The organism is Mesorhizobium sp. M1365 (genome assembly GCF_040317865.1).
In the GTDB taxonomy this organism is placed as follows: domain Bacteria; phylum Pseudomonadota; class Alphaproteobacteria; order Rhizobiales; family Rhizobiaceae; genus Mesorhizobium.
The window spans coordinates 1-18949 of record NZ_JAMYLG010000023.1 but is presented as its reverse complement, the minus strand read 5'-3'; the positions used below and the strand labels follow the sequence as shown (position 1 = coordinate 18949).

General features: G+C 59.2%; 17 protein-coding genes and 5 pseudogenes. 11 read left to right on the top strand and 11 right to left on the bottom strand.

What is annotated here, in order from left to right:
* Window positions 1-446: 446 nt before the first annotated feature.
* Window positions 447-617, bottom strand: coding sequence for a hypothetical protein (locus tag NKH04_RS21975; protein ID WP_353044944.1), 171 nt, complete (start codon window positions 615-617; stop codon window positions 447-449).
* A gap of 308 nt (window positions 618-925) precedes the next feature.
* Here NKH04_RS21975 and NKH04_RS21970 point away from each other — a divergent pair, with 308 nt between their 5' ends.
* On the top strand, window positions 926-1279 hold the full coding sequence (locus NKH04_RS21970) for a hypothetical protein (RefSeq protein WP_352772390.1): 354 nt from the start codon (window positions 926-928) through the stop codon (window positions 1277-1279).
* A 751-nt stretch (window positions 1280-2030) separates the two neighbouring features.
* Here NKH04_RS21970 and NKH04_RS21965 read toward each other — a convergent pair.
* Window positions 2031-2207 (bottom strand): hypothetical protein, encoded by a 177-nt coding sequence (locus NKH04_RS21965; RefSeq protein ID WP_353044943.1) that lies wholly within the window; start codon window positions 2205-2207, stop codon window positions 2031-2033.
* A 411-nt stretch (window positions 2208-2618) separates the two neighbouring features.
* On the opposite strand from NKH04_RS21965, the gene NKH04_RS21960 reads away from it, so the two are divergent.
* The 3 genes from NKH04_RS21960 (at window position 2619) to NKH04_RS21950 (ending at window position 4810) form a co-directional block, all read left to right on the top strand.
* Entirely contained in the window at window positions 2619-3320 is a 702-nt protein-coding gene (locus NKH04_RS21960) for a Crp/Fnr family transcriptional regulator (RefSeq protein WP_353044942.1), read from the top strand.
* Between the two features lie 83 nt (window positions 3321-3403).
* Window positions 3404-3649 carry a hypothetical protein gene (locus tag NKH04_RS21955; RefSeq protein ID WP_352784633.1) on the top strand — a complete coding sequence of 82 codons (246 nt, stop codon included), beginning with the start codon at window positions 3404-3406 and terminating at the stop codon, window positions 3647-3649.
* Between the two features lie 522 nt (window positions 3650-4171).
* Window positions 4172-4810 carry a hypothetical protein gene (locus NKH04_RS21950; protein ID WP_352958876.1) on the top strand — a complete coding sequence of 213 codons (639 nt, stop codon included), beginning with the start codon at window positions 4172-4174 and terminating at the stop codon, window positions 4808-4810.
* 21 nt (window positions 4811-4831) lie between these two features.
* Here NKH04_RS21950 and NKH04_RS21945 read toward each other — a convergent pair.
* The 3 genes and pseudogenes from NKH04_RS21945 to NKH04_RS21935 all read right to left on the bottom strand — a co-directional run.
* A pseudogene (locus NKH04_RS21945) lies at window positions 4832-5398 on the bottom strand (PHP domain-containing protein); the annotation flags it as partial.
* A 372-nt stretch (window positions 5399-5770) separates the two neighbouring features.
* Window positions 5771-5989, bottom strand: coding sequence for a hypothetical protein (locus tag NKH04_RS21940; protein WP_353044941.1), 219 nt, complete (start codon window positions 5987-5989; stop codon window positions 5771-5773).
* A 732-nt stretch (window positions 5990-6721) separates the two neighbouring features.
* Window positions 6722-6919: pseudogene (locus NKH04_RS21935) on the bottom strand (transposase); the annotation flags it as partial.
* 76 nt (window positions 6920-6995) lie between these two features.
* On the opposite strand from NKH04_RS21935, the gene NKH04_RS21930 reads away from it, so the two are divergent.
* Entirely contained in the window at window positions 6996-7247 is a 252-nt protein-coding gene (locus NKH04_RS21930; protein WP_023722593.1) for a DUF6074 family protein, read from the top strand.
* 354 nt (window positions 7248-7601) lie between these two features.
* Here the strand turns inward: NKH04_RS21930 and NKH04_RS21925 are convergent.
* Window positions 7602-8590, bottom strand: a pseudogene (locus NKH04_RS21925) (IS5 family transposase).
* Between the two features lie 616 nt (window positions 8591-9206).
* Between NKH04_RS21925 and NKH04_RS21920 the strand changes: the two are divergent.
* The gene (locus tag NKH04_RS21920; RefSeq protein ID WP_353044970.1) at window positions 9207-9854 is read left to right on the top strand and encodes an FkbM family methyltransferase; all 648 of its coding nucleotides are present in this window, start codon (window positions 9207-9209) and stop codon (window positions 9852-9854) included.
* Window positions 9855-9987: 133 nt separating this feature from the next.
* Here NKH04_RS21920 and NKH04_RS21915 read toward each other — a convergent pair whose 3' ends face one another.
* Window positions 9988-10260 carry a hypothetical protein gene (locus NKH04_RS21915; protein WP_353038696.1) on the bottom strand — a complete coding sequence of 91 codons (273 nt, stop codon included), beginning with the start codon at window positions 10258-10260 and terminating at the stop codon, window positions 9988-9990.
* Between the two features lie 153 nt (window positions 10261-10413).
* Window positions 10414-10827, bottom strand: a complete 414-nt coding sequence (locus NKH04_RS21910; protein ID WP_353044940.1) for a hypothetical protein — start codon at window positions 10825-10827, stop codon at window positions 10414-10416.
* Window positions 10828-10968: 141 nt separating this feature from the next.
* On the opposite strand from NKH04_RS21910, the pseudogene NKH04_RS21905 reads away from it, so the two are divergent.
* Both NKH04_RS21905 and NKH04_RS21900 read left to right on the top strand, forming a co-directional pair.
* Window positions 10969-11951 (top strand): annotated as a pseudogene (locus NKH04_RS21905) (IS5 family transposase).
* A gap of 60 nt (window positions 11952-12011) precedes the next feature.
* Window positions 12012-12400: pseudogene (locus NKH04_RS21900) on the top strand (helix-turn-helix transcriptional regulator); the annotation flags it as partial.
* A 497-nt stretch (window positions 12401-12897) separates the two neighbouring features.
* On the opposite strand, the gene NKH04_RS21895 reads toward NKH04_RS21900, so the two are convergent.
* On the bottom strand, window positions 12898-13920 hold the full coding sequence (locus NKH04_RS21895) for an IS110 family RNA-guided transposase (RefSeq protein WP_353044939.1): 1023 nt from the start codon (window positions 13918-13920) through the stop codon (window positions 12898-12900).
* Between the two features lie 186 nt (window positions 13921-14106).
* On the opposite strand from NKH04_RS21895, the gene NKH04_RS21890 reads away from it, so the two are divergent.
* The gene (locus tag NKH04_RS21890; RefSeq protein WP_353044938.1) at window positions 14107-15132 is read left to right on the top strand and encodes an IS110 family RNA-guided transposase; all 1026 of its coding nucleotides are present in this window, start codon (window positions 14107-14109) and stop codon (window positions 15130-15132) included.
* 437 nt (window positions 15133-15569) lie between these two features.
* Window positions 15570-16355, top strand: a complete 786-nt coding sequence (locus tag NKH04_RS21885) for an abortive infection family protein (protein ID WP_353044937.1) — start codon at window positions 15570-15572, stop codon at window positions 16353-16355.
* Between the two features lie 137 nt (window positions 16356-16492).
* Here the strand turns inward: NKH04_RS21885 and NKH04_RS21880 are convergent, their stop codons facing one another.
* Both NKH04_RS21880 and NKH04_RS21875 read right to left on the bottom strand, forming a co-directional pair.
* Entirely contained in the window at window positions 16493-17320 is an 828-nt protein-coding gene (locus tag NKH04_RS21880; RefSeq protein ID WP_353044936.1) for a hypothetical protein, read from the bottom strand.
* 415 nt (window positions 17321-17735) lie between these two features.
* Window positions 17736-18434, bottom strand: coding sequence for a hypothetical protein (locus tag NKH04_RS21875; RefSeq protein ID WP_353044935.1), 699 nt, complete (start codon window positions 18432-18434; stop codon window positions 17736-17738).
* A gap of 199 nt (window positions 18435-18633) precedes the next feature.
* Here NKH04_RS21875 and NKH04_RS21870 point away from each other — a divergent pair.
* The coding region (locus NKH04_RS21870) for a helix-turn-helix domain-containing protein (RefSeq protein ID WP_353044934.1) at window positions 18634-18949 on the top strand (316 nt) is incomplete at its 3' end.

Below are 18949 nucleotides of genomic sequence, written 5' to 3'. Positions count from 1 at the left end.
AGTTGGTGGACGCGTTGCCGCTGTGGCGCTTAGGGTTGGTTACGGTCCGCGCTCACCTGGCAAGCCCAACCCCCCGCATCCCCCCGCCTGGTGCAAAGCGTTTGATCGGTCCCGCCGTTCTGGCAGTGCGGCGGGACTTTTTTGCGGTCCAGGTGGAGCATCGGCGCGCGGGGAAGGCGCGGTGCACGCAGCACCTTTTCTCATCCAACGTACGCGGTGGCGCGCTGAAGGGTCTCGACGTCGGTCTGCCGCCGGAGCTCAACTAGCTGGACTATTGCTCGACCGGAAGCGGCTCGTGCTGGGACTCAGCGTGGTGGAAGACCTGTCCAAGGTCGCGCGCGTCGAACGTTTGGCCGCAGACTGGGCAGTAGACCAAGTGCTTCGACTCGTCCTCTACCGGCCCGTCATGCGGCCTGCCCTCATAGCCTGTCGCGATGTTGTCGGTTCTAATCCGGGGCAACGACAAGTGCCTTTCGTCGGTTTGGCGGCCTATATTTCTCTACCAACCGGACCTTGTCACGGTCGACCGTGACCAGCGGCCCGAGGTCCATCGTCACGGTGTCCTCGTCGATGCGCGTGACCTCGCCTTTTAGGTCGATTTGCTGGCCTCGGTTCACCTTGGTGTGGTCGATGATGGATGTGGGAAGTCGTCACCTGGGATAGAGACGGCTTACGCAGTCCTCTGTTATCCGCCTTCGAACCGTGGCAGCACTCGCCACCTGGTCACCAATGCCTATTTCGCGAGCCATGCCATGGATTCTGGTGCGGGCAGCGTCTTCTTCAAGAGGCTTCTAATATACGCCCGTCATCCTGAGGCTGACCTAGGACCAGAGTTACAAAAGTTGAACTTCATCGGGGAACACTCCTTCTGTCTGCCTGTTCGATTTGCCAGGCGCATCCCGCGCATTCAGACAGGAGAAAGAAGATGAAACGCATCCTTTTGGCTTCGGCCGTGCTGGCGGTGTCGGCTGGGCTTTCCTTTGCCCAGACGACGAGCGGAACTTCGAGCGGAACCTCGACGAGCGGCACCTCGACCACCACAACCGTGCCCAGCACGACGGATCAGGGCACCGGCACGACGAGCAGCGGGACCAACATGTCCGGCGATCAGGGCACCGACACGACCACCACCAGCGGCACCACAAATCAGAACTCGGCCAGAGACTGCGCGCCCGGCCAGCAGACTGGCAGCGCTCAGCAGGCTGCGCCAGGTCAGCAGGACACGACAGCCAATACCGCCGCGCCGGGCCAGGTGAAAAAGACCGACGAAGGTTGCTGATTGGCACATCGGCTCGGGTTGGAATCACCAGCGTGTGGCTGGCTGGTCTCCCCCGACCACCGGCAAAGATAAACTCGGCTGGCGAGCAAGTTGCCGCCAGCCGAGCATCGATGTGCGCCTATCGCGACCCCGCTTCACCTGCCGTCCAGCCGTTCGCGCATTCGCGATCGTCGCTCTCGGCAACAGGCGGCGCGCGCGGCGAGGACGTGTCGCATGTGCGCGCTGTCGAAGGAGGCGCCCAGCAACATTGCGCGTGAAGGCACGCGGGCATCCGATCGATCGTTAACCTTTCTCTGCAATGAGCGCCTTGTCGCCGACGATGGGCCTCCGGCTCTTACGCATTATGGAGATCACATGTTGGTCCCGGCACCCGATGCCGGGAGCAGGTCTGCTTCGGAGTGTCGTGACAGAACTGGGCGACATGGTTGCGGTGGAGTAGGCGCCGTCGCCCTGGATGAACAACAACTGTCGCATGCGGTGCATACATTGTCGAGCTTTCGGTCGGCCGCGGCCGCATCGACGACGACCACAACGGCATCAAGTCGTTGCTGAAAGCCCGCAAGGTATCGTCAAGACATAAGTTGCCGGCGAAGATCCGCCCTCGCGACAGGGATTCGTCAGGCCGATCGGTCGGCAACGCGACCGGCCAGATGAGCGAGAGCTTACCCTCGGTGCTGGTCTCGACCCGGCTCGTATAGAGGCCTGAAGGGACATCTCCAAACGATCATCGACGGTCGTCGATCACTGCCGACTACGAGTCGAGGTCGTATGGCTCGTGGCCTAGCTCGTTGTGATGAAGCGCCTCTGCCATACACCTGATGTCGAACCCTTGGCCGCACGCCGGGCAGAGGACGAAATACTCCTCCTCCCGAAGTGGCGATGCATCGTGGTCTTGGGGGATGACGATGTCATTGTATTCGTCGGGCATTGGGTCCTCCGGCAACGCCGCCCGCCATGCTGGAACGCCTGCCGGCAGGATTTGTTTCAAAGTTACTGCGCTTAAGAAGAGGGCCGGAACGGGTGAAGCACAATGTCGGTAAGCGCAAGGCGACGGCGCCCGAAACTCACACGTGAGCTGAACGACTGCTTTTGCCAACTCGATGCTCGAAACCTGCCGATCTGCTTAGGCCGGTTCCGGACATTCGTGACCGGCCTCATAAGTCATAAGAAGCGCCCACCACCTACGGGACTCAAGCCGACATTCCCCGAGCCTTTCGCCAGGCACGGACTCTTTGCCAACCGCACATTTGAAGCCTATGCTTCCCACATCGGCCGCCAGCGCGTCGGACGCAGCCGACAGTAAGAGGTACGTGCTCTTGCCCGCATGGGAGAGAGAGCCATGCCCCAATCCCTTCTTCGCAACCATGTATTGAAAACCCTCTCCTCGGAGGATTTCGCGCTTTTGAGGCCGTCACTGCGTCACGTCGAACTCAACATCAAAGACCAGCTGGAAGTCTCTTATCAGCCGATCGAGCGTGTGTATTTTCCAGAGATGGGCATCGCGTCGGTGGTCGCTACGATGACCGGAGGGCGGCAAAGCGAGGTCGGCATCGTCGGCCACGACGGCATGACAGGAGTTGCCGTTATTCTCGGCCAGGACAAGTCGCCCAATGAAACCTATATCCAAGTCGCAGGTAATGGCTGGATCCTCCCGGTTGAAGCTCTTCGCTCTGCGATTGCGGAGAGCCAATCCCTTCGCGAGTCACTGCTTCGCTATGCCCACGCGTTCCTCATCCAGTCGTCCCGGACGGCACTGGTCAACGGCCACTCCAAAATCGAGGAGCGCTTGGCCCGCTGGTTGCTGATGGTCCAAGACCGCGTCGAAGGAAATAAGATCTACCTGACGCATGAATTCCTGGCGACAATGCTTGGTGCCCAGCGCCCCGGCGTTACCACGGCCCTCCAAATGCTTGAATATCGGGGGCTGGTTCACGCCAAGCGCGGCGAGATCACGATTATCGACCGCGTTGGAATGATACGACTCACGCATGGTGCTTACGGGGAGGAGGAGCAAAGTCACTTCGGCCTAGCCTCCGCCTAACTGTCCTAAATCAGACAAACCCTTGCAAGCTACCGAATTCGTGCCGTAAATCGTGTGGGTCAGGGTTCAGGGAGGAATTCTCGATGACCACCACTTTTGACACAGTCATGGTTGAAAGAGCCGCCGAAGCCTATGTTCTCTCCAGAGGCAAGGCCCACTTCCTTTCGATAGCACAGGCAATCCGCGCCATCCGAACACTCATGCCCGCATGCAGGGCCACCGACCGCGAGCTGGAGGAGCTCTTGGCGGCAGCATCCATTATTCACGGTGTGCCAGTCGCGTTCGACTTAAAAACAGCCGTGGCCGCAGAACCACGGCTCCATTCATAGGGCCGGTGATGCCTGCGCTCGCGCAGACGCCTACCTTATCGGACGTTCGCCAAGCGATTGTCCGCCACCTGATCGACAACATCGGCAGCCCGAGCATTTCGATATCGGAGGTTAGCCACACCGTGAGGAGAATGCTTCCCTTTTGCGAACTCACGGACTGGCAACTTGGCGATGTCATTGCGCGAAGCGCGATCGATGCGGGATTCGCGATTGAATCCGACGGGGTGGGTCCGGAAAACGCATGTCGAGGCTCAATAGCGGAACAGCCGCTTTAGTCATGTGGCTCCCAATCACGGACGGTCAGGTTGCGGCCCCCAAAAAGCCGCCAGGCGGCAACGCGCCTGATATCGCACTTTGAGATCAACTCTGCCGCTTCCTGTTAGCCGAAGTGCAAGCGGCCCCGCTAACAATCGTGGTTGCGCCTTTAGTGCATCGTGGTTCAGACCGCTGGCGGATTAGAACTCATATTGGCTTTGCGATCGGCTCGTCGCTGCCGACAATCGGTGACCTATATAAAGGGGCATGTCCACGCGCCGAAAAATCAATGCAACAGCGAAGCTGATTGGAGAGTGGCCTTTAACCCCGGCTGCAACGTTTGGATCGTCCGTCAGAGCGAGGGGTATTTTTCTCGAAATACGCGCCCGCCTTCCAACGGAGTTCAGGAAACTGCTCAATATCGAGTCCCGCGTGCTTACCCTGCGCCTGTCTGAGGGCGCCGAGAATGATGTGCAGGTGGTATTCGGGATCGTATCCAAAGCACTGCATAATATCGAAGACCTGCCCGTAATCCCCCGTGAAATCGAGGACATTCTGACGATCTCGACGGCCGAACGGCACCGCTGGTTGAAAGATGGTCGCTTGCAGAGCGCCGGGACGAAAACGGTGAAACTCCGCGGGCGGGCAAGGAACATCACCTTTCACGTGTTCGACCCGCAGCACGTGGAGGATGTGCTTGACCGCGACCTGGTTACGGTCTGGCGCGAACAGGACGCAGCGACAGCTGCAGACAATAGGCGGCGAGCCGCGGGGAAGGCCGCTATGAAACGTGCTCAAAGAAGCGGTCGCGGAACTGCAGCTTCAGCTGGCCATGGCCCCGATGAGAACTCGCACTCCAGTTTGCGCGGCTGGGAAGATTTTGAGAATGACGGACTCCTGCGCTGATAGGCCGGGCGCACAGGCAGGTTAAAACGTTTGCCTGCGCCGTGCGAGATGCGCAAGGAGGGCCGTCAAACGCATCGCGTTCAGGACCCGCTTCGCAGGGACACCGCCCTTGCGCGCCATCTCGACACCCCAATGCATGTGGTCGAGCTCGCGAATCGAATGAGCGTCCGGATTGATGCTGAAGATGCAGCCCTGATCGAGTGCCTTTTGATGCCAGCGCCAGTCGAGGTCGAGTCGCCACGGATGTGCGTTGATTTCGACAGCGACGCCGTGTTTCGCACACGCTTTGAGGACTTTGTCGACGTCGAGATCATAACCGGGCCGGCGCAACAGCTGGCGACCGGTCATGTGCCCGATGATTGTCGTCCGAGGATTTCCGATCGCCTCAATGATACGCTCCGTCTGTTCCTTCTTGGGCAACTTGAAGCGGCTGTGCACGCTCGCGACGACGAAATCGAACTGCTCCAAGATATGATTCGGGTAATCGAGCGAGCCATCTGCCAGGATGTCCGCCTCGATGCCCTTCAGTATGCGAAATTTTCCATTGTATGCCTTGTTCAGCCGGTCAGCTTCGCGGTGCTGTTGTACCCATCCGGTGAAGGCTTCACCGGATGGGTACGGCCATGCAAACACGCATCGCGAGGTCCCAGCAAGGCCACGTTTGGTCCCCTTCATCAGCTCCTCCCCGGCTGCCTCGGCGTTGTTGACGTTGCGGATGATCCCGGGACGCTCGGTCTTGACCGGGACCGGAGGGTTGAACCAGTGGCGGGCCATGCGGTCACTCTTTGTCGACCTTATCAAGTTCCTCCAGCAAATACCTTCGCTCAGCCGGCAGCTCCCGTTCTACAGGCAGCAGGTTGCGAAGGTAATTGCGGATTACCTCTAACTGTTGAAAATGGGAAAATAGCGCAGGACGGCGCGCTTTGTTGCGATGCCACAGTGACTGAAGTTGGCTGACAGCTACTCGCCACAGTCGAAAGCCACGCAGAGGCCCATGGCAGTTGCTGCCTCGACGATCGCCTCGGCTAGTTCTTCGTCGGAGGCCACCAAATAAGGCGCAGCCTCCCGCGCTTCGCGTAGCGCCGCATTTATCGAGACCGTGTCGCGACGGTCCGCCCTGTTGAGGAGTACAGTGATTGCTTGCTCTAGAAGCGGACCGACCCTTTGCGCGACGCTCATCCAGCCCTCCCCAGGGACACGCCGAAAGGGAATCTACTCACTTCCTGACCGACATCAACGCCATGTACGAATCGTACAAATTGGCACGGTGCTGGCCGCAACAGTCAGCAATTTTTTTAGCTAGAGTTTCTGATCGGGTGATCGGATAATTGGCTCGCGCGAAGACCCCCTCTCGACCTATAGAGCGCGCTTCGGCCGAATGAGCAATGCGGTCCCTGTCAAAAACAGCGCCGGAAACAGGCGAACGGCTTCGGCCGCTCTACATCCACGGGCAGAGGCGATCACGGTCCAGAGGGCCATTGATCTGTTCAGGGCACGACTACAACGTAAGCGACGACACACTCAGGCGGCTGGTTATCAAGCACCGTCCTCACAACCAGACAATGCCCGGTGCTCCGTGGAGAATAAGCGCTCGCGGTTTGGTATGGCGCTCGCCGGCGATGATGACGCGCTTGCGCGGTTGAGGCAGGACGATCGCGAGCACCCGGACCTAACTCGGTATTTCAAGCGGCTCGGCATCCCGCGACCCTGACTTGCTATCAAAGTTATGGTCGCGGCGACTGTCTAGAGTAGACATTAAGTAGATGTCGCGGCCCGACAGAGCCCCACACAAGAGCGAACCGTTGCTGCCTTGCGCATCGCCCTCTAGGCCGCCGGCGTCGAGTTCATCCCGGAGAACGGCAGCCGCGCCGGCGTGAGGCTCCGCAAACCTTAGGCCGTAGACTCGTTACTGCGCAGCCACACACCTGCTTTTCGCCATCGGACGAAGCGGTTGCAACAGGTGGTGCGCGGGCTATAGCTCTGAGGCAGGTCGCGCCATGGAGCACCGGAGCGCAGCACTCAGAAGATGCCGTTCAGCACGCGCCGATCATCAACACGCGGCACACCTCTTGGCTTGTTGGGTAGACGCTTTATTCCATTGCTGTCCATTGTCCAAAAAGCGCTGTTAACCAAATTTTCTCACCCGCCAATGCTTATTCGCGCGACTGAAGGGGTGAGGTGATCGATGTGTGATTCAAACATAAGCGCGTTTCCGCTGCATCGGCGGCGGAAGTTGGTCGAAGGGATCGCCCGGGTCCTGGAGTTCAAGAACGGGGAGGACGCGAACGCCTTCTGGCGCAACACCGCCAAGGCAATTCTCGTTCAACTGTCCGAATCAGGAATTGCACCCGGGGTCGCCGAACAGGAAGTTGGAACGCTTCTTCATGCTGTCTTGGGCGATATCGCCACCCGCAGTGCTGCGAAACTTGCACAATAGCATCGGCCGGCCGGCGTACTGATGGCAGTTGAGATGCTCAGGTCGTTTGCAGGCTTAGCCACCACAAACTATTGGTCGATCGATCCATGGACTTGCCAATCGCACGGGGACGAACGCTGCGCCCGCGGCAGCCCGACTGCCAATTCTATTCAAGGCCGGAGTACGAGCCGGTTATTCGGAAGCTTTGGGGGGAACGGGCTGAAGCGCGCTAGGTCGTTTTGCCATTGTGGCTACCTGCGCGTTGCACAGCCTAGGTACCAATGAGCGAGACTGATGGCAAAAGAGAATCTCCCCTAGAAGGGCGTTGGTGCATCGGTCCGGACTTGAGCGGATGTCGATCTTTGGAGCGGCAGACTATGCCGTGGCCGCCTTGCGGCGGGCGGATTTCGGGCGTGCGCAGGCAAGCATGCGGTTGAGGACGGCGCAGCCGATGGCGACTTCGGTCTGCTGAAGGGAAGCGACCGTGCCCGCAAACGCCGCCCGATGGTGGACTTGTATCGCCCCATGGCGGTCTCGACCAGCGAGCGTTTGCCATAACCGTTGGAGACCTGCCATTTCATCCGGCCGTCTCTGCCGATTGCGGCGATATGCTGGTCCCTTTGGCCGGCAGGTCTATCGTCGAATGGTTCGACCGCGTTGACACGAGGCGGAATGACGATGGCGACAGCCGCGCTGTGATTGATGACTGCGTCGTAAGTCGGTTTTCCGTCATAGCCGCCGTCAGCAGTAAACTGTCCGATCGGACCGCCAATCTGGTCGAGTAGTGGCTCAACTCGAGAGACATCGCCAGTGTCCTGATCAGTCAGGGTATGGGCAATGATCTCGCCGCTGTCGGCATCCAGTGCCAGATGCAGCTTGCGCCAACTGCGACGGGATCTGGCGCCGTGCTTCTCCTCCAGCCACTGACCCGCGCCGTAGACCTGCAGGCCGGTGCTGTCGATGAGAACATGCACTGGTCCCTCCGGCGGAACCTGGCGATCATGCCGTTTGTTGGGCGATTGCCATGTCCGCGCCCGACGGCTCAGGGTGGTATGATCGGGGACAGCAAGCGCCAGCGCCATCAGTTGCAGCACCGATTCCAGCAAGCCTTCTGCCTGGCGCAGCCGCAGGCCAAACACAAGGCCCAGCGGCAAGGTGGTCTCGACCGCCAGATCAGAATAGCGGTGCTGGCCGCCACGTGTCTTGCGTCTTGGCGCTTGCCACCTGGACAGGGCTTCCGGCGTCACCCACAGGGTCAAACTGCCGCGATGACGAAGTCCTGCCTCATATTCTGGCCAGTTCGTCACCCTGAACTTCATCTTCTCAATATGATGGCGGCGGCTGGCATTGTGTTTGAAAGGCATGGCTACGCTACACAGGCTATTGCGGTTACCGCTTGCCTAAACCCAAACCAATAAAAGATCCGTGCACCAACGCCGGGCGGTAAGGGATCTGCTTGCATCAAAGAATGGTGACATGGGGACGCTCCTTAGATAGCTGCTCAACAGCGCCGAGGGTGCCACACGCTCGCCGCCGGCCATAGCATCTACACTGGGCCTGGAAGAAATCCGCCCTTAGTCCATCCTCGAAGCGTGATCGGGTCCACGTAAGCGCCACCCGGCGAACGTAGTCCTCTCCCGGCCAATCACAGGTGCATGGCTTGCCAAACATCCATCGTGCGGATGCGTTCCATCAATACAATCGATTTTACGAATTATAGAGAATAGCGGATATGAAAACGTCGGCCGGGAGAACAGGTCTACTGAGAATGCGAGCTGCCACTCGCCGACTAGTCAAACTGTCCAACTTCTTCCGAAAGATTCATGGACCGACCGGCGCGGTCGAGGCGGGATCATTCGAAAAAAATCGCAGTTGGCTAGCGCTAGCCCCCGGAGTTCCGGTTGATATACCTTCCAGGATGTCGCGTGTGCAATTGAGGCGTTGAGGTAAAGTTCGATGGAAATACATATGCAGGAGCCGATCTCTTCATTAAAAGTACATCGGCATATCGTTTCACTTCTGCAAAAAACCGATCCCGTCATCCTGGACATCGGCTGCAATGACGGAACCGATACGCGACGTTTTCTCAGCCTTTGCCCGAAGGCACAGCTCTACTGCTTTGAGCCAGACCCTCGCGCGGCTGCTCGCTTTAAGAAAAACATGAATCCGTACCTGGACAAGGTGAAACTGTTTGAAATCGCGCTCAGCAACCGAAATGGCACGATTGATTTCCATCCAAGCAATGGAGAAGGAAGCGCGGAGGAATGGGACCAATCTGGCTCGATACGCCGACCCAAGAATCATCTTGTCGAACATGCTTGGGTTCGGTTCGATCGCCCCATGTCAGTTGAAACTCGAAGGCTTGACGACTGGTGCAGCGAAGCGAACCTGAAAAAGATCGATTTCATCTGGATGGATGTGCAGGGAGCCGAGTCAGATGTCATTGCTGGCGGCATACAGACCTTGAGCAACACGCGCTTTATCTACACGGAATATAGCGACCACGAGCTCTATGAAGGTCAGCTGTCCCTGCAAGCCATTCTTGATCTTTTGCCTTCGTTCGAATTGCTGACCCGCTATCCACGCGGAGTGGAGGGCGATGTTTTGCTTAGGAATACGAGCCTCTAGAACAGGCCCGTTCTGCTTCCGTCCTGCTGCAGCCCTCCATCCTCATTGCAGATCACAAGCGGCTGGATTTGGGTGCGAGGATCGCACCGTGAGCGGTCGCAGCATGCTTGATTGGACCGAAGCCTGGTTGCCCTTACTGATCCGCCGGAAACAGGTTCTGCGAGGCCAGGCAAGGGAATTGGTCCCCGTGAAGGACTCGAATTTTCAGGCTTGAGGCCACCTGAACCGCGGCCTTCGCCGAACTCGGTGAATCGAACGGAATGACCAGGCGCAATCGCGAGAGGATGTTGCCACACATGATCGCGACCGCCGCTGCGCTCGAGGTTTGCGACCAGGCACGGGGATTTTGTCCGCTCGGCTGCAGCCAGTCGGCCCTCGATACCATCGCCGCGATCCGCGCAAACATTCGATACTTTGCGCCGACTCTGGCGCGCTCGCCGCGCCCCCTAGGGGAAATGCACGCCCCCAGAATAATGCGATGCGCCGATGGGTCCAAGGGCTTGTTCAGTCACGATGATTTCGGAGAAGGCTCCGGCCTTCGCCGCAGCGGAGGCGGACATCATTCCTTGGATGCCCCGCCGATGATCAGTAGTCGACGAGTCATATCCCGCTGCCCATTTCTTCGGCCACGGGGTCGGGCCAGCTCTCGATTGAGGTACGGCTGATGAAGCCAGGATGCTCGGGGTTCGCGCATGGCGCGCGCCCCAGAAGGCTGTCGAGGATGCGGCGCGCGCCAGGCCAGCAGGGTAAGATTCGGATCGGCGAGCCCGCGCTGCCCAAGGTTCGCGTTCTGTACGAAGATGCGTCTTTCACGCGGTCCGTCCCAGCACACCGAAAAATCCTCGCGAACAGCCAACTCATTCGCGATTTGTTCCAGCCGGTCCGCGATCGGTTCCAAGAAGCCTGGCACCGCGTTCTCGTAACCGGTGGCCAGGATGACGATGTCGGCCGTGACTTCTTCAACCTCGTCCATGCCGTGCTGCAGGGTCAGCCTGTGACCCGCGCCGGCGTTGATGCAGTGCGAGACGGTGCAGCCCGGCGGCGTTGGTGCACGGATCTTTTATTGGTGTGGGTTTAGGCAACCGGTAACCGCAATAGCCTGTGTAGCGTAGCCATGCCTTTCAAACACAATGCCAGCCGCCGCCATCATATTGAGAAGATGAAGTTCAGGGTGACGAACTGGCCAGAATATGAGGCAGGACTTCGTCATCGCGGCAGTTTGACCCTGTGGGTGACGCCGGAAGCCCTGTCCAGGTGGCAAGCGCCAAGACGCGTGGCGGCCAGCACCGCTATTCTGATCTGGCGGTCGAGACCACCTTGACGCTGGGCCTTGTGTTTGGCCTGCGGCTGCGCCAGGCAGAAGGCTTGCTGGAATCGGTGCTGCAACTGATGGGGCTGGCGCTCGCTGTCCCCGATCATACCACCCTGAGCCGTCGGGCGCGGACATGGCAATCGCCCAACAAACGGCATGATCGCCAGGTTCCGCCGGAGGGACCAGTGCATGTTCTCATTGACAGCAACGGCCTGCAGGTCTACGGCGCGGGTCAGTGGCTGGAGGAGAAGCACGGCGCCAGATCCCGTCGCAGTTGGCGCAAGCTGCATCTGGCACTGGATGCCGACAGCGGCGAGATCATTGCCCATACCCTGAGTGATCAGGACACTGGCGATGTCTCTCAAGTTGAGCCACTACTCGACCAGATTGGCGGTCCGATCGGACAGTTTACTGCTGACGGCGGCTATGACGGAAAACCGACTTACGACGCAGTCATCAATCACAGCGCGGCTGTCGCCATCGTCATTCCGCCTCGTGTCAACGCGGTCGAACCATTCGACCATAGACCTGCCGGCCAAAGGGACCAGCATATCGCCGCAATCGGCAGAGACGGCCGGATGAAATGGCAGGTCTCCAACGGCTATGGCAAGCGCTCGCTGGTCGAGACCGCCATGGGGCGATACAAGTCCACCATCGGGCGGCGTTTGCGGGCACGGTCGCTTCCCGTTCAGCAGACCGAAGTCGCCATCGGCTGCGCCGTCCTCAACCGCATGCTTGCCTGCGCACGCCCGAAATCCGCCCGCCGCAAGGCGGCCACGGCATAGTCTGCCGCTTCAAAGATCGACATCCGCTCAAGTCCGGACCGATGCACCAACGCCCCCTCGGATGCCTCCGTGATCGGGACGACGCCGCTGCTGCGCGAACTCATCCTGGCGTTTCTCGAAGTACCCGTGCGGAGGCCGGCAGCGCCCGCGCCGAACGACTGGTCGCTGTCATTCTCGACCAGCTCCGGGCGAGCCCGGTCGCGCCGTTGTCTCTTCCCTCGCCGATATCCGAACGCCTCCGGGCCCTCGCCGAAGACGTCCGGAACGACCCGGGTGCAGACTGGCCGCTCGATGAGATTGCGTCATGCGCCGCCATGTCCCCGCGCAGCCTCCAGCGTCACTTCCAGTCGGAGGCTGGCATGAGTTTTCGCGCCTGGCGGCAGCAGGCGAAACCCCTCAAAGCGGTGGAGTGGCTCGCCGCCGGCCGAAGCGTCGGCGACATCGCCTTCAAGAGCCATCTCCGGAAGCGTAACGCGCCGGACGCGCGGCGGCTTGTCGCTCATTCTCCAGCCTTATCACCTCAGCCGAAGATGAGATTGGCACCCGGTTTCAGTTTGCCAATTATGCGACTTTTCGAGCACAAACCAGGAACATATGGCCGTTTTCCACTCATCGCCTAAGACCAATTTCGCGCTGGAAAAGCCAAAATGCGGGAGTTCAGAAATGGCAGCAATGGGGCCGTGTATGGACGGCTCTCCGTTGGCAAAGGATTTGTGAGCTTTTGCAGTTGCTGGTTGGTGCGGCCATGTATCCGACCTGTAGGTGCGGCCTTTCATGCGCCGCTGGCCATAATGCCATTCGCGCGTCTCAGGTCCCGATCGAAAGCTCGCACTTATGGTGCACGGCCCCAGTGGGTTTTCCCGATCCGGCGGTTTCAACCGGCTTTGTGCATTAGCTCCTGTCCGCCCTTTCCAACCTCGTCGGCGATAGCACGCCTTGTTTCGTTCTATGCGATGACCGGCTCCCTGTAGCGCTCGCCGCCGGTCATCAATGCCCAGACCATGCGGGCTGTCTTGTTAGCCAGCGCAACCGCCGCGACCTTGGTCGTTCGTCGTGCCATCAACTGCACGAGCCAGGGGCGCCTGGTCCCGTTCCGCTCCGCGTAGCGGATGACGGCCATCGCCCCGACGACGAGCAGCTGGCGCAGGTAGCGATTACCTGCCTTGGAGATGCTGCCGAGCTTCTCCTTACCCCCGCTCGAGTTTTGCTTCGGCACGAGCCCGATCCAAGCCGAGAGGCATCGCCCCGACTTGAATGCGTGCGGATCGGCGACGGCCGCCACGAACGCACTCGCCAGCAGCGGGCCAACGCCCGGAATCTCCATCAACCTGCGACCCAGTTCAGTCTCTCGCGCACTCGCACGGACCCGCCGATCGTTTTCGAGGATCTGTTCCTTCACGACACGAAGCTGTGCTTCAAGCATCCTCAGCCAAAGCCGTGCGTCGGCCGGTATCCTGGCATCGTTCTCGTCGTTGATGACCACGAGAAGTTGCTCAATTCCATTACGCCCGATCGGCGCCACGACCCCGAACTCGGATAGGTGCGCCCGCAACGCGTTCGATATCTGTGTGCGCTGGCGATTGAGCATCAAACGAACCCGGTGCAGCATCATCACACTCTGCTGCTCGGGCGACTTCACCGGCACGAAGCGCATCGTCGGTCGTGTCACGGCCTCGCAGATCGCCTCTGCATCTGCAGCATCATTCTTCTGTCGCTTCAGATACGGCTTCACATACTGTGCCGGCAGCAGCCGCACATCGTGGCCACGTGCGATTAGCTCGCGAGCCCAATAATGCGACGAACTGCACGTCTCGATCCCGACAAGGCATCGCGGCAAGCTCTCAAAGAACGGCAGCACACGCCCACGCGTCAACTTCCTGCGAACTGCGACCTCACCAGCCGCATCCACGCCGTGGACTTGAAACACGGACTTCGCAATATCCAGACCGATTGTCGTAACGTTGCTCATCATAGCGCTCCTCCAGCTCTAATCCCGCGATGATACCGCAGGAGGGAGGAGAGCCGTCCACATGGGGTAATCGCGGGAGCGACGCGCCCTGGAACCGACCATAGTCTTGGAGGGTGGCTGTTCCCCGATAAGATGAAATACGGGCTCACGACTGGACGCCGGGCCCAGCATCAACGGAGAACAGCCATGGAAGAACATATCGGTCTCGACGTGTCGATGAAAGAGACGGCAGTGTCGATCCGCCGTGAAGGCGAACGGATCTGGCGCGGGAAGTGCGCATCTGATCCCAGGATCATTGCCGAGCTTGTCCGCAAGCGGGCGCCGGCCGCAAAGCGCGTCGTGTTCGAAACCGGCCCGCTGTCAGTTTGGTTCTATCATGCGCTGCGCGCCGAGGGATTGCCAGCCATCTGCATCGATGCGCGCCATGCCAAAGCCGCTCTCGATATGGCGGCGAACAAGACGGATGCGAATGACGCCGATGGTTTGGCGCGTCTTGCTGAAGCAGGATTCTTTCGCGAGGTGCGCGTGAAAGGCTTCGACAGTATGTTGACCCGCACGCTCGTGGCAGCACGCACTCGGCTGGTCCGGATCACCGTCGAGCTTTCCAACCAGATCCGAGGGATCATGAAAACGTTCGGCTTGCTCGTTCCCGCCGGTAAGGGAACTACATTCGAAAAGAATGTCCGGAGCCTTCTTATCGATCAGAGCGAGCTTGCTCCTGTCGTCCTACCGATGTTGGAAGCCTGGCGCAGCATTCGCAACCGTGCCGCCGAGCTTGGGCGCCAGCTTGTCGCAGATGCACGTCAAAGCCAAGCATGCCGCATACTCATGTCGATCCCCGGCATCGGCGCCATTACCGCAACCTCTTTCGCCACTGCCATTGAAGATCCGGGCAACTTCAAGAAGTCCCGCTCTGTTGCCGCTTGGATCGGCCTGACAACTCGCCGCTACCAATCGGGAGAAGTCGATTATGACGGCCATATATCCCGACGCGGCGATCGACATTTGCGGGGACCTCTCTATGAGGCTGCGGCGGTCATCCTGACACGCAGCTCGATCGACAGCAGCCTGCGCACGTGGGGCCTCAAGCTCCGGGAGAGGGTTGGCTTCAAACGAGCTGCCGTGGCTGTGGCGCGCAAACTGGCGGTGATAATGCATTCGATGCTCAAGACCGGTGAGTTCTTTGATCGAAATGCAGGCGCCACAGCATGAAATCTTGCGAATAGCGTTCAGGATCTGAGCGCCTGAGACGTCCCTGCCGGGACGTGAGCCGAGCCATTCCGCTGATGGGGTTGCACCGCTGTCTCAGCAAAGTGCGTCGTCCACATTGAAGGCTCGTCCGCGGAGCTCCATCATGCGGCGACTGATGTCGACCGCGAAGACAACCATGCACCCGGCAGCGTCGTCTCGACGCAATTACATGCTTGACGTCCCAGCGGCGATTAGACAACCGCATCAAAAGCGGACTTGTCGGTTCTCAGCGTCCGAGCAGCCGATAGCAGACGTTCAGGTCGGCGCAAATGTCCTAAAACTAGACTCGAGATAGACGACCGCTTCCCCCTAATCGCGGCAGAGAAGATGCAGCGAAGGCGTCAAGAGCGGATCGTGCCGCTCTTGCGAGCGGTTTTAGTCTCGCCTAAGCATCGTCCATGATGTCAAACACCTACGAGCAGCTCATCCCAAGACGCCTACGTGATTCGTTCGAAAGGGCGCTTGCTATGGACTCTGGATACGTCCTCGATTTTAGCGACCGTACCTTTGCGGACTTCTTCTTTGAGGAAATGAGTGTCGACATTCCCGTCTCGAATCTTTTCGACGGCAGGGGAACGTCGAAGGCGAAGCGGCTCCGCTCGTTCATCGAAAAGGCGCCTGCTGGCGTGGTTGCGAAGGCGCTTCGCAACCTGTGGGAGTATCGCGAATCCTTGTCGTGGCCAAGCGTCGGCATCAGAGATAACTACTTTGCCGTTGTCGCGATATTTGAAGGCGCGAGCGATCACATCGACTCATCCGCATTTGAGGCGTTCGAACCGAGTCAGACACTGGACGAGCTGATTGCGGCGATCCGTCGTGATCTTGATGCGAAGAAGCCCCAAGCGGGTCTTGACCGTCTGCACACGTACTGCATGAAGCGGTTCGCTTCGCTGGTGCGCAAACAAGGTGGGGGCGAGTGCGGGGAGAACGATGCGCTGCACGCCAGGGTCGGTCGGTACGTTAAACTGCTTACTGCGCAACGCAATCTAACCGAGATGTCGGAGCGCATAATCAAAAGCTCAATTAGCGTATTCGAGTCGTTCAATACAATTCGGAACAACAAGTCATTGGCACACGACAATCCCTACCTGATCCAACCAGATGAGGCGCGCTTCATTTTCGACAGCATTGCTGCGTTTCTGCGGTACATCAAGGCGGTGGATGGTCGGCTGTTCGAGGACTGATTGAATGCCAGAAGCCGCTTGGCCGCAATCAGGATGAGTATAGCGGGTAGTTACCGTTGAACTTCCGGATCTATCCACAGCCTCGTTGATTGCTGCTATCCGGCGACGACGCCATAAATGTGGACGCGTCGCGCTATTCACAACACATCAGGTCTCAGTTTCTTCGTCATTGCTGGGAATTCTAAGTATCTTCGTTGTTGGCCGTCAGCTGCGCGGTCGTTGAAAAAACCATAATTCTTATACCATTTTGGCTTGGTTTTCAGTTCGAACAACGGCTGGCCATCCAGTTCCATCTGGATGAGAGAGCTGGCAGCGGCAATGATTTCAACATGGAACCCGCTCAGGATTTGATCTCCCTCAGGTTCCAGGCACACGTAGAGTGTGCCTGGTGGCTTGACCCCGATACGGTCCAGCGGCCCACCGAATGTCATGTGATTCGAGGCCTCCTCCAGAAGCCTCTGCCTTTCATTTCGGTTCGCGTCGTAGTGCACGCCGCCGAGCTTATTCGCTGCGAATGTGATGATCTCGGACAAAATGATGTTCTGTCCTTTGAATATGATGCGGTTCTGATTGATAAAGGCGCTCAGTGACACCGTTTTGTAGCCTGGCAGGTCGAGTTTTCTCACTAACTCAAGCGGCTCGGGCGTTGTCGAATGATAGTACATCTTGAAAGCCCTGCCATTAAACAATGCGCCGCCGGTTAGCGCGTAGGTCAAGCCAGGATCGGTCCGCAAGGTGGTTAGCCATTCGTCATTATCGAGGACGCGAAAGGTCGGCCTCTGTTGGCCGGCATGACAGATACGGCCAAGCAATCCGCCGTCTACAAGCCATTTCCGCAGGATCGAGCTCGCCAGACGTATATCGGCTTCTGCAACCGGCGTCCGATAGGTGTAGACCATGCGCGCAAGGGCTTCTATATCCTGCAGGAAGGAGCGCTGCAGTCGGCTTATCTCTTCCGGCGTCATTTACTAAGTTTCCTGTCAGGCGGCAGATCCCTACTTCAGATCAGTATCCACTCACCCGGGTTGCCAGAAACTGCAACGATGATTTTGTCGCGGGCCGATCCGACCTACGGGCTCGGAGCATGCGCGGCGACTCTGGTGAGCTTAACCTGATCATTTCTACTCGCGCCGATGCGTCCCGCAAGGCCCCTCGCGAACATCAGGGTCAATACCGGCGACGGAAGTGCCGCTTGCTCCTAGGTGGTCGACCGAATTCTTGACGCTTACTACTTGCGCCAGCGTTGTCGCAGGCGACGGCTGATTTCAATACCGGCTCCTGGCAGGTTATAAGCAACGCCCCTGCCAAGATTGAAAATTGCTCGTGGGGATTGAATGGCAATCACTACTATGGCGCAGAAGACGGTAGATCGTGGCCCAGTCAGAACAAATGCGATCCCGGCACACCATCCTCATCAATGAAGAGCATGTGGTCGGGCAGCGGACCTCGACCCCCTTTCCCACCGACTGGGTACCAAGCCATGGTTTCGATCACCGCCGCGCTCTCGTTCCGCGATGTGACGAGCTCGTTCATAAAGTAATTACCATAGACCATCCGCAGTCCCGTGGCGCCCGCCTCGAACGTGCGCATCTCACGACGGTTGAGTTGGTGACGCCGGCCGTCGGCACTGTTGCCGCCGACCGCCTCGTAGCCGACGTGAACAACCCCTGGGCGGTCGCCGGGGAGTTGATTGGCGGCGCGCGAGACGAGCCCGCGGAAGTGCATCGCCTTGCGCCGCGCTGCTTCGTCAGAGACGCTGCGCCACGCCACCAGACTGACGTGGTCGACCCAGGTCGCGTGCAGCGGGCGCCCCTCGGCCGCTTCCCAGTCGCCTACCATCGTGAAATCGATCGAAGGGTCGTACGCGCCTACCAGCAGCTCGAACATGCGGCTGGAACCGAAATAGATGTCGTCGTGGGCCATCACTCTGTGCAGTGGCTGCCACAGAACGTCCATGACGACGCCGTCACCACCCTCGTCCACCCACTCGAAAGGCGCGTCCCCGTTTAGGAAGCGCTCGACCTTGGCGACTAAATAGTCGTCGCCTAGGAGGTGGAGCTCCTGCTTATAACGCGCCATCACGACTAGCGGCCGACCCGCCGCACGCGACAGCAGATGCGCCTGCTCGCCGATGCGCTCGCCAGTGAGCCGCTCGTCCCGGGCATAGCCAGAGCGACCTGCCCGCTTGCACTCCGCTGCCCAATGTGTCGGCCGAATTGAGAAACTGACCCCCTGACGAAATGAAGAACTGACCCCTCGGTTATGAGAGGAGGCATGGATGACGGTTGAGATTTCGGCGATTCCTGCATTGTCGAGAACGATGCGGGGGGAGGAGATGCTTCAGCCTGAAGAAGTGGCAGCGATGCTGCGGCTGCATGAGCTTGGCTGGGGAGCGAAGCGACTTGCGAAGGAATTCGGATGCGCGCGCAACACGGTGCGTCGGTATCTGCGCGAGGGTGGGACTTTTCCGTTTCGCAAGCCTGTGCGGCGGACCGCGTTTGACGGGCTGGACGATTGGCTGCGGGAGCGCTTCTTCCGCCATGGCGGCAACGCCGATGTGGTGCGCCAGGAACTGGAGAGCGAACATGGGATCG